The 14605-nt window shown below is 35.4% G+C and carries 15 protein-coding genes; 13 read left to right on the plus strand and 2 right to left on the minus strand.

What is annotated here, in order from left to right:
* Positions 1-12 precede the first annotated feature (12 nt).
* From AB3I20_RS04545 to AB3I20_RS04580, 8 genes are all read left to right on the plus strand, one after another.
* The gene (locus AB3I20_RS04545; RefSeq protein ID WP_095803706.1) at positions 13-405 is read left to right on the plus strand and encodes an LPXTG cell wall anchor domain-containing protein; all 393 of its coding nucleotides are present in this window, start codon (positions 13-15) and stop codon (positions 403-405) included.
* Position 406: 1 nt separating this feature from the next.
* Positions 407-991 carry a WxL domain-containing protein gene (locus tag AB3I20_RS04550; protein WP_071869198.1) on the plus strand — a complete coding sequence of 195 codons (585 nt, stop codon included), beginning with the start codon at positions 407-409 and terminating at the stop codon, positions 989-991.
* A 70-nt stretch (positions 992-1061) separates the two neighbouring features.
* The gene (locus tag AB3I20_RS04555) at positions 1062-2129 is read left to right on the plus strand and encodes a DUF916 and DUF3324 domain-containing protein (RefSeq protein ID WP_083571985.1); all 1068 of its coding nucleotides are present in this window, start codon (positions 1062-1064) and stop codon (positions 2127-2129) included.
* 27 nt (positions 2130-2156) lie between these two features.
* Positions 2157-3578, plus strand: coding sequence for a hypothetical protein (locus tag AB3I20_RS04560; protein WP_368027018.1), 1422 nt, complete (start codon positions 2157-2159; stop codon positions 3576-3578).
* Positions 3575-3904, plus strand: coding sequence for a hypothetical protein (locus tag AB3I20_RS04565; protein WP_218657850.1), 330 nt, complete (start codon positions 3575-3577; stop codon positions 3902-3904). Before AB3I20_RS04560 ends, AB3I20_RS04565 begins: the two co-directional genes overlap by 4 nt.
* Positions 3891-4658 carry a class A sortase gene (locus tag AB3I20_RS04570; protein WP_218657849.1) on the plus strand — a complete coding sequence of 256 codons (768 nt, stop codon included), beginning with the start codon at positions 3891-3893 and terminating at the stop codon, positions 4656-4658. Before AB3I20_RS04565 ends, AB3I20_RS04570 begins: the two co-directional genes overlap by 14 nt.
* 9 nt (positions 4659-4667) lie before the next feature.
* On the plus strand, positions 4668-4988 hold the full coding sequence (locus AB3I20_RS04575) for a hypothetical protein (RefSeq protein ID WP_067481249.1): 321 nt from the start codon (positions 4668-4670) through the stop codon (positions 4986-4988).
* A gap of 314 nt (positions 4989-5302) precedes the next feature.
* Positions 5303-7450, plus strand: a complete 2148-nt coding sequence (locus AB3I20_RS04580) for an Ig-like domain-containing protein (protein WP_368027019.1) — start codon at positions 5303-5305, stop codon at positions 7448-7450.
* Between the two features lie 111 nt (positions 7451-7561).
* Here AB3I20_RS04580 and AB3I20_RS04585 read toward each other — a convergent pair whose 3' ends face one another.
* Positions 7562-8125 (minus strand): hypothetical protein, encoded by a 564-nt coding sequence (locus AB3I20_RS04585; protein WP_368027020.1) that lies wholly within the window; start codon positions 8123-8125, stop codon positions 7562-7564.
* Complete coding sequence (locus tag AB3I20_RS04590; RefSeq protein WP_368027022.1) at positions 8062-8457, minus strand: helix-turn-helix domain-containing protein; 396 nt, start codon at positions 8455-8457, stop codon at positions 8062-8064. The genes AB3I20_RS04585 and AB3I20_RS04590 overlap by 64 nt, the downstream gene beginning before the upstream one ends.
* A 173-nt stretch (positions 8458-8630) precedes the next feature.
* On the opposite strand from AB3I20_RS04590, the gene AB3I20_RS04595 reads away from it, so the two are divergent.
* From AB3I20_RS04595 to recQ, 5 genes are all read left to right on the plus strand, one after another.
* On the plus strand, positions 8631-9242 hold the full coding sequence (locus AB3I20_RS04595; RefSeq protein ID WP_067481256.1) for a CPBP family glutamic-type intramembrane protease: 612 nt from the start codon (positions 8631-8633) through the stop codon (positions 9240-9242).
* A gap of 192 nt (positions 9243-9434) precedes the next feature.
* Entirely contained in the window at positions 9435-9710 is a 276-nt protein-coding gene (locus tag AB3I20_RS04600) for a UPF0223 family protein (RefSeq protein ID WP_067481258.1), read from the plus strand.
* A gap of 5 nt (positions 9711-9715) precedes the next feature.
* On the plus strand, positions 9716-10480 hold the full coding sequence (locus AB3I20_RS04605) for an inositol monophosphatase family protein (RefSeq protein WP_067481260.1): 765 nt from the start codon (positions 9716-9718) through the stop codon (positions 10478-10480).
* Between the two features lie 200 nt (positions 10481-10680).
* Positions 10681-12510: a translational GTPase TypA gene (typA, locus tag AB3I20_RS04610; RefSeq protein WP_067481262.1), complete on the plus strand. Its 1830-nt coding sequence runs from the start codon at positions 10681-10683 to the stop codon at positions 12508-12510.
* 247 nt (positions 12511-12757) lie between these two features.
* Positions 12758-14506 (plus strand): DNA helicase RecQ, encoded by a 1749-nt coding sequence (gene recQ / locus AB3I20_RS04615; protein WP_368027023.1) that lies wholly within the window; start codon positions 12758-12760, stop codon positions 14504-14506.
* Positions 14507-14605: the final 99 nt, after the last annotated feature.

Raw genomic sequence — 14605 nt, forward strand, 5'->3', positions numbered from 1 at the left:
GGATAGAAAGCTATGAAAAAAAGAAACAAGCGATTCGCTGCATTACTATCCTTGATCTTATTCTTTGGTTTTGCTTCACAGGTTCAAGCAGAGCAAGTCGCTGATTCTGGTGGAAGTAAAGCAAGCGTTGGTTTTTACAAAACAGAGGATAGTAGTACAAGTGATTCACAAGAAGATTCAAACAATCAGATCATCAATAATAACGATCAAACAACAAATAATACAGTGAACAACGATACAAGACAACTTGTTCCTGATACGACACAATCAGGTTCTTACAAAATAAGCTCTGGCATCCTGCCCAAAACAGGTACTGTTAACTCAGACCCGATTACACTTCTTGGAGTTGCCATGATGATTATCGGGGTCATGTATTTATTAAAAAAACGAAAAGAGGAATTTTAAAATGAAAAAAGCAATTATGGGAATCGTATTATCTGCAACTTTATTATCTGCAACAGCTGGGGCAACTGTTTATGCTGCTGATATTGATCAAAAAGATACAACTGGTGAAGTTGGGTTTAAAGCACCAGATACTGGCGCTTTGACACTTGTAGAGGCTGCTGACCTAGACTTTGGTATGCATGAAATCTCAGCTACTGACCAAAACTATACAACTGAATCAGATACTTTCAGCAAAGTTCAAGATTTACGTGGTACTGAAGCTGGTTGGGCATTACAAGTTTCTGAAGCTGGTCAATTTAAAAATAACACACATGAATTAACAAATGCACAAATTACATTAGTTTCACCAACGATTGATACAAGTTCAACAGCAGTTGCTCACGAAAAAGCAGGTGTTGTTTTGAAAACTACCAATGAAGCAGCAGTCATCATGGATGCTCAAACAGGTGAAGGTAATGGTTTAGCAATTGAAGATTTTGCTAAAGGTGCTGCATCTTTAAGCGTTCCTGGTGCAACAGTTAAAGTGGCTGGTCAATATACTACTACGCTTAACTGGGTATTGACAGATGGAGTTGCAAACAACTAACCATTCGTAAACGTGTAGGAATAGACAGTCATCCGGCTATCTATTCCTATTTTTTTGAAGGAGAAAAAAGATGAAAAACAAAGTCAAGGCTTTTTTATTATGTGCTATTTCAGTAGGTACGTTTTACTCATTTCAAAACGTGTCTGCTTCTGCGGTTGATTTTCAAGTAAATCCATTACCTTCTGAGAAACAGGTAGATAAGTCGTTATCGTATTACGATTTACAGCTGAAACCGAAAGAAGCAACAGAGTTAGTTGTTCAAGTGACGAATAATGCCAATCATCCAATTGTAGTCGATACAAATGTGGATCATGCATCAACAAATAGTAATGGTGTTGTGGAATATAAGAATAGTCAACAGTTTGAAGTAGCAAACTTAACAAATGATATGAAACAGTTGGTGAAAGTCCAAGTCGATAAAATTGCGCTAAAAGCCAATGAAACAAAAGAATTAACTTATACAATTACTGCGCCAGAAAAAACGTTTGATGGAGTTGTAGCAGGCGGAATCAATTTGATAGAAGAGATTTCTAAAGAAACGCAAGACAGTGCTGCAAATAAGAGCAGTATGGCAGTCCAAAATCAATATGGATACACGATTGCACTTATTTTACATGGCGAAAAAGAAATCACAAAGCCGATTGTCGAAGCTGGCAAAATCAAGGTGGAACAAATTAACGGCCGAAATAGTATTAAATTCCCTCTAAAAAATACCAGTGCAATGTTTATCAATAAGCTAAATGTGAAGGGGGACATTCGCAAAGCCGATGAAGAAAAGGTGTTATACACTACGAAAATCGAAAACGGGCAACAAGCGCCAAACTCAGTGTATAACTTTGATATTCGAACCGATGGAAAAGAATTGAGTCCGGGTAAATACACGGCAACTCTGACTGCTGAATCAAAAGGAGAAAAATGGGAATTCAAACAAAATTTCACTATTTCGAAAAAAACAGCAGCTGATTTAAATAAAACGGCAATAACTAAGGAAGAAGATCACACGATGCTTTACCTGATTCTTCTAGTGTGTGGTATTTTATTACTTCTTTTTATTATTATCTTTATCTACATTCGTAAGAAAAATCAGAAAATCAAAAAATTAATGAATGAACTACAGAAAGAAGATAGCGCCAGCTAAATAGTAGCTATTTTAAAGAGGAATCGTATGAAGGAACTATTTGAAAAAGAGACGTTAGCAAAGCTGATGTTATTCTCATATATTGATAATTTAGACACTGACTCTTTTGCAGTCAAAGATATTGAAAAACAATTTGACTTAACTTATTTTCGGGCAAATAAACTTTTAGGTTTATTAATCGAAGACTTTAAAACGATGGAGCTGGATGATTACTTCTTTATCTCCAAAAATAAAAGTAAATATATTTATAAGAAAAACTGTTTGGATTCTATCAATCGTTTGATTTGGAAATATGGTAGAGAATCTTATTTATTTAGTCTTTTAGATTACTTCTTAAAAAATGGTATGAACACCAAAGAAATAATGGAGAACTATAGCTATTACCACTATGTAAGTGTTTCTTATTCCTATGTCATCAAAAATAAATTGGAAGCATTTTTGGAGATGCACCAAATGAATTTTTTGGTTGAAAATGTAAGTGAAAGCAAGTTACGCATTTTTTTAGCACAGATTTATTTTTATATTTTTAAAAATTATGAAAATCCTTTTTCAGCGGAAGAGTGGACAACTGCGCAAGCTTTTATTGAGGAATTACAAGAATTAAAAGTAATCGAGCCAATTGAAAAATTGAAAAAAACAAAACTTCTGTATTATTGTTTGGTTTCTTTTTTTAGGGTAGAAAACAAGCAAAATAGTGGCGATGAGGTATTGCTTGTATCAACTGATGAACGCTATATGGAACCAATTATCTTAAGTTATCACAAATTTGCGGAAAATCGGGATGAAGTCAAAACTGAAGACGTCATCACGTTGATCAACTATTTGAGAGTCAACCATTATCTTTTTCAGGAAAAAGACAGTAGCTTAAAAAAAGAAAATGATCTTATGCAACTAACACGCAATTTGTTAACTACAGTAGGAATCGAACAACCAGATGAAAAGCTTAATAACCAGTTATACGAATTGTTGTTTAAATTTTCTTATTACAAAGATAGTCTATTAGACGGTCATTTTTATGTCATCTTAGATTTCTTTTTTGATGGTTTTGGTCAAGAAGCAGAGCGAATTTTACAATTTTTGCGTAATAAAGAAACGATTGCGGTGATTGGCAATCAAGCGGGAAGCCAACAACTATTATTAGAAACACTTTTACTTATCATCAACAGTCAAGCCTATCGAAATCAAAAACAAGCAATCACAATCACGATTGATTTCACTTTAGGAGAAGAATACAACAAGTACATTGCCAATAATATTGTGCATTTGCCGTTTGTTACCCTAAAAGTCGATAATCAGTACTCGGCTCAAACAGATATCTATCTATCAGATGTTCTATCCGAAGTAGTTGAGAGTGAATACTTAATTTGGAATAGTCCGCCAAGTTCAAAGGATTGGAAAGTCTTTGGGAATTTGGTATCAAAAATTTATGGAATGAGAAATAGCTTATGAAAAAATATTTAATCGTTTTTTTGTTTAGTTCGGTTATGCTGATGAATGGTGAAAAAGCAAGTGTTCCTAAACTTTATCATGCAGAAGAAGATGTGGTGCACCAAGAAGAGCATACCCGTGAAACAAGTGTTGGCTTCTATGAAAAAAAGTTGAGGAAGAAAAAATCAGCACAACCAGTTGTTGGTTTTGCACCAAGTAATGGGATTAGTAAGAAGAAAGTCGCGAATTTTGGAAGTAGCTCAATCCCGGTAACTAAATTGGGGAATGTTTTCGAAAGTCTGTCCGGTACGCTTATCTTTGGAGGAAAATCGAATGAAAAAGAATAAAAAAGTTTATTTTCTGCTGTTTTTCTACATTGCTTTAGCGTTGGTCGCTTATCGGTACATTGAAAATTCAATTTTTACACAGCACATAGTAACTGCCGAGTATACGGTGGGCGACAACGTAGCAAACTTACCAACGATTCCATTTGAAGAAGTGCAGTCTGCGACGATGAATGATGTGTTTACGTTGAAAAATGAGGAGTCAACGGCAATCGGTGCATTATCAATCCCTGAATTAACATTAGCTGTTCCGATTTTTCCTGGAATCAGTCAAAGTGCTATGCTTATCGGTGCAGCGTCTATGTATCCGAGCCGGAATCCATTGAAAGAAAATATGATTTTTCTAGGACATCATTTAAGCGAAAAAGGTTTATTGTTTGGAAAATTAGTAGATGCGAAAAAAGGACAGCATATTGATATGACGTATTTAGGCAAAAGCTATCACTATGTAATAAGCGAGAAAAAGATAATTGATGAAAAAGAAGTCAATTACATCGAAGAAAATCCAGTAAAGACAGTAACGCTATTGACGTGTGATAAGGCAGCAGCAACAACAAAGCGCATTTTAGTTAAGGCAAAAATGATCGAGGATACACAAACAGCATTAACAAAAAAACAACTTTCAGCAAAAGAGCCACTTCAAATGATTGAACAGGTGAACAAAAAGGCAATGCATAAAGTTTATTTACAAATCGCCTTGTTTGGTTTGTTTGCAATCGTTGGAACAGGTGTCGTTTTATTTAGCAATAAGATTTGAGGTGTCACAATGAATTATTATGGAAAAATATCAAGTTATAAACAAAGATATTACTTGGAAAGAATTGCTAGTTTGAATCAAAAACTTCCGCGAATGGGTGCCTACAATTATCAAATAGAAACAATATTTTTAGAAAACTACTGTCCAGTTACATCTATTTCACTTTATCAAAAAAAGAAATGGATCAAAACATGGCGAATCAGTGTTCAAAATGATGCCAATATCATTAGAAAAACAAAGGATGATTTTGTCATTGGCATTGATGGTCAATGGACGAATGCAAAAAATAAGATTTTAAATGATGCAAAATCGATTATTTTACAATCATAAATAACTTAAAAGTTGAAATACCCGATATGAATTGTATCAGGTATTTTTTTTATTGTTTCAAAGCGTTTTTTTAATATAAATCATTGGTTTCTATGGTTTTTAGTTATTTTAATTATAATAATTATTTTTAAAGTATATTTTCACTCAAATAAAATAACTTTTATATTTTAATTTTTTGTTATATTTTAATGTTGATGTTTCTTTTTTTAGGTGTTATATTAGTTCTTGTAAGCGGTTGTTACATAATTTGTTTATTTTTTGATATTATCGTTATAACTGTAATTACATAAAAATAAGTGTAGAGGTGTTTTGTTATGAAAAAATCATCAATTGTTTTATCGTTATCAGGAGTTCTTTTTTCAGTCGCGCTATTAGGTCAAGCGCAATCAGTTAAAGCCGAGACCAGCCAGCCAGCTATTGAGGTTAAACAAGTAGAAAATAACGTAGATGTGTCGACGTGGGAAGAGTTTAAAGAAGCAATTAATAATGACACAGTGACAGATATCAGCTTGTCTTCCGATATCACAATGGCGACGACAGAATCAATTACGAACTTATCGAAAAACATTCATGGTAACGGACATACGATTGATGCCGACTTACATCAACTTTATTTTACGAAAGCAGATGCGGTTGGTTTGATGGAAAATGTGAAAATTATCAACACAGATATTTATGGACTACTTTGGAGTTCACATACAGCAAATATTACATATAAAAACGTTGAACATACAGGAAGACAAATGATTTATTTACCAGAAGGAAAGCTAACTTTAGATGGTAAAGTATCTAGTGTTTCTACAACAGAAGAAGTTTATCAAGGAAAAGAATTAGAAGTGAAACCAGGTGCCGTAATTAACTTTGAAAATGAATCGACGGGACTTGCAGCGGTACATATGGCATATGCAGATGGAACCTTATTTGTTGGCAAAAATGCTGAGGTCACGATTAAATCTAATTCAACGGCTATTCAAGGAGGAAACGATTTCTCATTTATTAATGAAGGAAAGATTGAGTCAACTTCCACAGACGATCGAGGAATTAAATTGGGAACCGGAAGTACGTTGGAATTGAAAGATGGTAGTTATTTAAAAGTACATACGGACGATACAGTTTATGAAAGTATTTTAGTTACTTCTGGTAATTTCTTCGTACGAAAAGGTGCGACTGTTGAAGCTGATTCAAATGGTAACCACAGTACAATCATCGCAGGAAAAGAAATCGTTTTCGAAAATGGGTCAAACTATTCAATTACCAATCATCACGCAGAGGGCCCTATTTTAGGTGGCTATGCAACAACAGCGCATGTAACTTTGGATTCACCAACAGGCTACAATCTTTGGTGGATTGACAGTGTAGAAGAAGCAACGCCTGAAGAAGTAATTGCGGGGCCGGTAAAATCGTCATTTAATATCTCGGGGTATACACATACAGGAATTAAGACCACGGATTTCTCATCAACTGATTCACATTTTGAAACGACACCATTTACAAATTACGGAAAAATTCAAGGGGGGTCATTTGTTGATGATGGCATCGTTATTGAGAAACCAGTTTTCAATGCAGTAACGGATCAAGACAAAGAGTTAACTGGAACAGGAACGCCGGGGGCGACAGTTAATGCGTATGTGAATGGTGACTTGATTGGAACAGGAACAGTGGATTCAGAAGGAAACTGGACAATCACAATTGATCCACAGGCAGAAGGAACGAAAGTTGATGTGAATCAAGTTGTTGATGGAAAAGAAAGTGAAATGGTTTCACAAGTAGTTACTCATGAAGAAAAAGTTGATGCGCCTGTTTTTAATGTTGTCAATGATAAAGACAAACAGTTAACAGGACTTGGCGTACCAGGTGCAACAATCAATGCTTATGTAGATGGCGTATTACTTGGAACGGGAACCGTAGAAGCGGATGGTCGTTGGACAATCACAATCGAACCACAAACTGAAGGAACAAAAATTGACGTGAATCAAGTCATTGATGGAAATGAAAGTGGGTTTGTTTCACAAATTGTTAGCCACTTAGATCAGACTGTTAACTTCTTCAAAACAGGTTATTGGCAAAGTTATGGGTTGATTTTAGAAGGATCAATGGATAACGGAAACTTAGATTTAACAAATCAAGACGCTGTGAAGAAAACACTTCATTTGACAGCTGCAGACGGAACAGAGGTTGGTACGATTGCCTGTGCAAATCAAGATTGGTATAATCATGGTGTTTTCAATGGCTATCAAGGCATTATTGACAACACATTGCTAGGTGGATTAGAACCCGGGGAATATAAACTTAGCGTAACGTTGCAAGTTGGCGACTTTGACGAAACACAAGATTTAAATGTAACAGGATCTGTACGTGATGATTATCAGCATGTGTTTACAGACATTGAAGAAACGACAGTTGGTAGTCATACGATTTCAACATTGGACAAAGATGGAATTGGTTATTTAGTTGTAAAATAAAGGAATAATCAAAAGAAGCATTTGGGACAACAGATAATGTTCCAGATGCTTCTTTTTTAGGTAACGACAGCTTTAAGCGTTGCACAGATAAAGAAAATTTTTTTGCTATAATTAATCTGTAGAGTTGGTTTCTTTTTGACGTAGTGTTCGAGTCAATGTGAGGGTTAAGATTTCTGTGTGGTAGTGATAGTCCATTTGCTTCAAAAGTTCGATTGCAGCTCGCGCTTTTTTTTCGCCGTTTGGGTGGTTGGTAAGAATCTGCCAAAGTCCTAAATAAAAATGATAATAATTTCGAAAAAACATCTGGTGCGCTTTATCTGAAAAATCATATAAAGTAGTTAGCAAGGCTGGAACGCCTTCTATATGGAAATCTTCAATTAACTCATGAATCGCGTTAACTAAGAGCACACAAATCACATTCCGTGCTTTTTCAAAATTTTTGTAGCGATCCATTGCTGGTAATATGGACTGAAAATAAAGTACACGATCAGTTGAGTCAAGTAAATCCAAGGTGTTAGCAAAAAATCGAAAATCTTCGATTGTCCAAGATTGGATACTACTTAACGTTTGTTTTATTTTTGTTGTTGTTTGTAAGCTGACGCTGTCTTTTGTTAGTTTATTGGTTCTTGATAATAAACTAACTGATCTAAGCGAGCATCTAATTGGAGTTTCCAAGGATGATCGGCTGAATGCTCTGTATATGTCTTTAAATAATGTTCCTTTAAAGAGAATAAAGCAGTGCTATCTGTTTGGTTGCCGCGTTTGCTAAATTCTTCGTAGAACCACTCTGTTTCAGATTCTTGATAATTCTGATGAATATAGAGAAACTCATCAATCTCCATTGGAAAGCGTGCCAAAATTTTGAGCAATAAATAAAAAGAGATATCGTGTTTTCCTTGTTCCAATCGAATGGCATATGATTTCGATAAAATATCTTGGTAGAGTACTTTTTGAGGCATATTTTTTTTTAAGCGAATCGTACGAATTGTTTCACCATAATTTTTCATAATTGCTACCTCCCTAACATGGAGTTTAGCATCTAGGTAGTAAATAAGGTACTTTTCAGCTTGAACTTTTTTTTGGCAGTATAATTATGCCATTCCATAGCTAGCAATGGCTAAATATTGTTCATCAGTACAATGTAGTTGTGGAAAGGATGAGAAGAATAGGAGGAACTAAGATGGATTACTTAGTTAACGTGAAAATTAAATGGCAGCAATTAATAATTGGTAGCGCACTTTTGATTATGGGGTTCGGTTTATTATCACTATTTGAATGGACTTGGTGGGCATTGTTTTTTACGAGTATTCTTGCGTGGGTCGTTGTATTTGGTCCTGCTAGCAAAGAGATTTTTACTTTTCCAAGAAAATTTTGGGTGATTCCTTGTGCGGCACTTTTTTACTTGATTTTTGGCGGGGTCATAAGTGCGCTAACAAAAAGTATTGGATTTGACTGGACCAGTAATCCAGCAACAGGTAATCTGATGCTTTTGATCTTTAAGTTACCTTTTATGTTAATGGGGGAGGAATTATTAGGAATTGGTGTTCTGGAAGTTGCACATAATAAAGGCTTTTCCCTAACGATTAGTAATTTAATAAGTGCACTAGTTTTTGGGTTGATGCATGTATTTGTGTATTGGGACGGATCCATCATTTCAACAGTAATCCATGTATTGTTGTTGCAAGGTGCCGCACGATTAATTTTTAATTATGTCTATATTATTACTGGAAGAAGTATTTGGGGATCTTGGTGTACACATGTTTTAGTGGATTTAGTTGCATTAAGTCTGTAAAAAAGTATACGAATGTTAAAAAGTTTATGAGATTACGCGGAGCCGTTTATTTCATAAACTTTTTTTGTGTTTTTAAAAATTAGACTCTTATTTATAAGTTTGCTGGGAAAAGTTTAAAGCTTGTGAGATTCTGTTGCAAATGTCTTAGCTGTGATAAACTAAGGTGGAGTAGGAAAATGGAGGAATGAATGCATGCAAGATTACCAATATCCAATTGATTTAGATTGGACAACGGATGAAATGGTGACCGTAATGAATATGTGGGAAGCGTTAGAAAAAGCAAACGAAGCCGGCATTAATAATGAAAAATTTTTAGCTGCGTATCAGCAGTTTAAAACAGTGGTGAAATCTATTGGAGAAGAAAAGCGTTTAGGTCGAGAATTTGAAAAAGTTTCAGGCTATTCGCTGTATCGAACAGTTCAAATGGCGAAAAAAAATCAGAAAAAAACTTTGAAAATGAATGGGTGAACCAGATGGAACCAATAATTCACGAAATCAAAAGTTGGCTGCTTGAAGCGGGAGAACAAATCAAAGCAAGTGAAAGGCAACAACTAACTATCTTTGAAAAAACAAATCGAAAAGACTTAGTCACAAATATGGATCGAACAGTTCAACAATTCTTAGTTCAGAAGATTGCTGCATTCGATCCAGATGCAAGAATTCTAGCGGAAGAAGATGGTTATAATGAGTTAACTGACTTAACTGGACGAGTATTTATTATTGACCCCATCGACGGAACGCTCAATTTTGTGATGGAAGGCGAAAATTTTTGTATCATGCTGGCTATGTATGAAAACGGCGTAGGACAGTTAGGGTTTATTTATGATGTGATGCAAGAAGAACTTTACTGGGGCGGACGTGGAATAGGCGTCTATCAAAATGATTTGCAGCTTTCACAACCTGTGAATAAAACGTTAGAGGCTGGATTGTTAGGAATGAATGGCTATTTATTTGCGCATAATAAGTTTAATATCCGAACAATTGGTGAAAAAAGTATGGGGGTCAGAATCACTGGGTGTGCCGGCTTGGAAATGATTGCAATGCTAAAAGGAAATCATATTGGCTATTTGTCAAACTTGAGTCCATGGGATTATGCGGCTGGTTGTGTTTTGTTAACAGAATTCGGTTTCTTCTATAGTAATATGAATGGCGAGCAGTTAGCATTTCATGGGCGTGAATTGTTTGTAGCAGCAACTCCGAAAGCGTTCCAGCAAATCCACTCATTCTTAGAAATCTGAGTAGGCAGGTACAAATGAAACTTAAAAAAGCTGTGAAACGGAATTTTTCGAGATGAAAATGAAAAAAAGTTGATAGTTTATTAAGTTTCGCGAAAAAATGAAAACATTTCACTATATTTCATGAAAAAAGTTTGCTATAATAAGCAGTCGAGTAAATTGCCCTGTCAGAAATAAACTGATAAAAGAAGGAGTTAGTTACATTGAATTATAGAAACGATATCCGTAACGTAGCAATTATTGCCCACGTCGATCACGGAAAAACAACATTAGTTGATGAGTTATTGAAACAATCAGATACATTAGACGCACATACACAATTACAAGAACGTGCGATGGACTCAAATGCATTAGAAAAAGAACGTGGAATCACAATCTTAGCTAAGAATACAGCTGTTGATTATAAAGGTATTCGCGTAAACATCATGGATACACCTGGACATGCGGACTTCGGTGGTGAAGTTGAACGTATCATGAAAATGGTTGATGGCGTAGTTTTAGTTGTTGATGCTTATGAAGGTACAATGCCTCAAACACGTTTTGTTTTGAAAAAAGCTTTAGAACAACACATTACACCTATCGTTGTTGTTAATAAAATTGACAAACCGTCTGCTCGCCCTGAACACGTTGTTGATGAAGTTCTTGAACTTTTCATCGAATTAGGAGCAGATGACGACCAATTAGATTTCCCAGTTATTTATGCTTCTGCATTGAACGGAACTTCAAGCTTATCTGATGATCCTGCAGATCAAGAAGCAACAATGGCACCAATTTTTGATACAATTATTGAAAAAATTCCTGCGCCAGTTGATAACAGTGACGAACCTTTACAATTCCAAGTTTCATTGCTTGATTACAATGATTACGTTGGACGTATCGGTATTGGTCGTGTGTTCCGCGGAACAATCAAAGTGGGCGATCAAGTTGCTTTGATGAAACTTGATGGAACAGTTAAAAAATTCCGTGTAACAAAATTATTTGGTTTCTTTGGTTTGAAACGTTTAGAAATCGAAGAAGCAAAAGCTGGAGATTTGATTGCTGTGTCTGGTATGGAAGATATCTTCGTTGGGGAAACTGTTACACCAGTCGATCATCAAGATGCTTTACCAATCCTACACATTGATGAACCAACTTTACAAATGACTTTCTTAGTTAATAATTCACCATTCGCAGGTCGCGAAGGTAAATATGTAACAGCTAGAAAAATCGAAGAACGTCTAATGGCTGAATTACAAACTGACGTGTCTTTACGTGTTGAACCAACAAATTCACCTGATGCTTGGACTGTTTCAGGCCGTGGGGAACTACATTTATCAATTTTGATCGAAACAATGCGTCGTGAAGGTTATGAATTACAAGTTTCACGTCCAGAAGTTATTGAAAAAGAAATTGATGGTGTAAAATGCGAACCTTTTGAACGTGTACAAATCGACACACCAGAAGAATACATGGGTAGTGTGATTGAATCACTAAGCTTGCGTAAAGGTGAAATGCAAGATATGGTTCATACTGGAAATGGCCAAATTCGTTTGACTTTCTTAACACCGGCGCGTGGCTTGATTGGTTACTCAACAGAGTTCCTTTCAATGACTCGTGGTTATGGTATCATGAACCACACATTCGACCAATATTTACCAATGCTAGCTGGTCAAATTGGTGGACGTCACCAAGGTGCATTAGTTTCTATTGATACTGGTAAAGCAACTACTTACTCAATCATGAGTATTGAAGAACGTGGAACAGTCTTTGTAGAACCAGGTACAGATGTTTATGAAGGTATGATCATTGGTGAAAACAGCCGTGATAATGACTTAACAGTTAACATTACAAAAGCAAAACAAATGACTAATGTTCGTTCTGCTAACAAGGATCAAACTTCTGTAATCAAAAAACCTAAGCAATTAACACTTGAAGAATCTCTTGAATTCTTGAATGATGATGAGTACTGTGAAGTAACTCCAGAATCAATTCGTTTGAGAAAACATATCTTAAACAAAAATGCTCGTGAAAAAGCATCTAAAAAGAAAAAATAATTCATTGATGAATGAATAATCTTAAGACCAGCTCGTTCAAAATGAGCTGGTCTTTTTTTACCTGTGGAGAAGTGAGAAAGAAAAGGAAGAAAAATCTCGTAAAAACAAATAAGGACTTTTAAAAGTTTTCTTAAAGTTTTAAAAAACCAGTGAAAATGTTTCATATTTTATATTTGTTTCACAAACGAAACGAGTACTTGTATTGCTCCAACTCTCGAAGTAAACTAAAAAAGAAAGGAGTCACAACATGTATGAAGTATTAAAAAAATATTTTGGCTATGAACAATTTCGTCCTGGACAGCAAGAAATCATTCGAAAAATTTTTGAACAACAGGATGTATTAGGAATCATGCCGACTGGTAGTGGGAAATCAATCTGTTATCAACTCCCGGCAATTATGATGGATGGACTAACAATTGTTGTGTCACCCTTAATTTCCTTGATGAAAGATCAAGTCGACGCTGCCAACCAACTAGGCATCCCTGCTACATTTATCAACAGTTCGCTAACAGGAAAAGAAACAGCCGAAAGATTTCAGTTATTGAATCACGATCAGTGTAAATTACTTTATGTTGCACCAGAACGTTTTATTATGCCTGATTTTCAGCAGGCAATGAGCTATTGGAAAGTTGAATTGATTGCAATCGATGAAGCACACTGTATTTCACAGTGGGGACATGACTTTCGTCCAAGCTATTTGCAAATGGCTGAAGTTTTAACTCAATTACCAAGTCGACCAGTAATTGTAGCGTTGACAGCGACGGCAACCATTCAAGTTGCTGCAGATATCAAAAGACTTTTAAAAATCCCTGATAGTAATCATATTCAAACTGGTTTTGCTCGGGAAAATTTGACCTTTCAAGTAATCAAAGATCAAAAAAAGGAACAATACTTAATTGAATATTTAAAAATCAACAAAAATCAATCTGGAATTATTTACGCGGCGACCCGAAAAGAAGTTGATCGTGTGTATCATTTGCTACAAAAGTTTGGGTTTTCAGTTGGACGCTATCATGGTGGACTAAATGAACGTGAGCGGACCGAAATGCAAGAAGCATTTTTGTTTGATCGTGTTCAGCTGATTGTAGCAACCAACGCATTTGGTATGGGAATCAACAAAAGTAACGTTCGCTTTGTCATCCATTATCAAATTCCTGGATCCTTAGAAGCTTACTATCAAGAAGCAGGTCGGGCTGGTCGAGATGGATTACCAAGTGAAGCAATTTTATTGTTTGCTGCTCAAGACATTCAAGTTCAAAAGTTTTTTATCCAACAATCACAGCGTGACGAAGGACAAAAGCAAAAAGAATATGAAAAATTAAAAGCAATGACTGAATATGCGTATATTGAGTCTTGTTTGCAGCAATATATCTTAAATTACTTTGGTGAAAAGAGTCTACCTTGCAATCGATGCGGAAACTGTTTAGACGATCGCGAGCTGATTGAAGTAACAACTGAAGCGCAAATGGTTTTGTCATGCCTTAAAAGAATGGGTGAAGCTTACGGAAAACAGCTTTTGATGAAAGTTTTGGCGGGTTCTAAAGAACAGAAAGTAAAAACGTTAGGATTTCAACAATTATCGACCTACGGGCTATTGAAGAAGCAATCTCAAAAAGATATTTTACAACTCATTGAGTATTTGATTTCAAGCGGTTATCTGTTATCTGTGACGGGTGAGTTTCCAGTACTCAAGGTGACTGATAAAGGAATCCAAGTGTTGAAAAATGAACAGAAGGTTTATCGAAAAGAAGCGAAAAAAGTTCGGCAATTGGCAGAAGATGATACTTTGTTTGAACAGCTTCGTGAGTTGCGAACTGACTTGGCTGCTGATGCAGGTGTGCCACCTTATGTGGTTTTCTCTGATTCAACATTGAAAGAATTGAGTCAGGTACGTCCAACAAATCGACTAGAAATGTTACAAATCAAAGGTGTAGGACAAAGTAAATTAGATAAATATGGCGAGGCATTTTTAAAAATTTTGAATGAAATAACTTAAAAAAATAACAAATAACTACTTGTTTTACAAAAGTGATTTTTTATTTTGTAGAAAAGCTTGTAACCTGAAAAAAATTTGTGTCTATGTAAGAAAAAATGG

Origin of the sequence: Enterococcus sp. C50 (assembly GCF_040887505.1) — a bacterium.
Lineage (GTDB): Bacteria > Bacillota > Bacilli > Lactobacillales > Enterococcaceae > Enterococcus_B > Enterococcus_B thailandicus.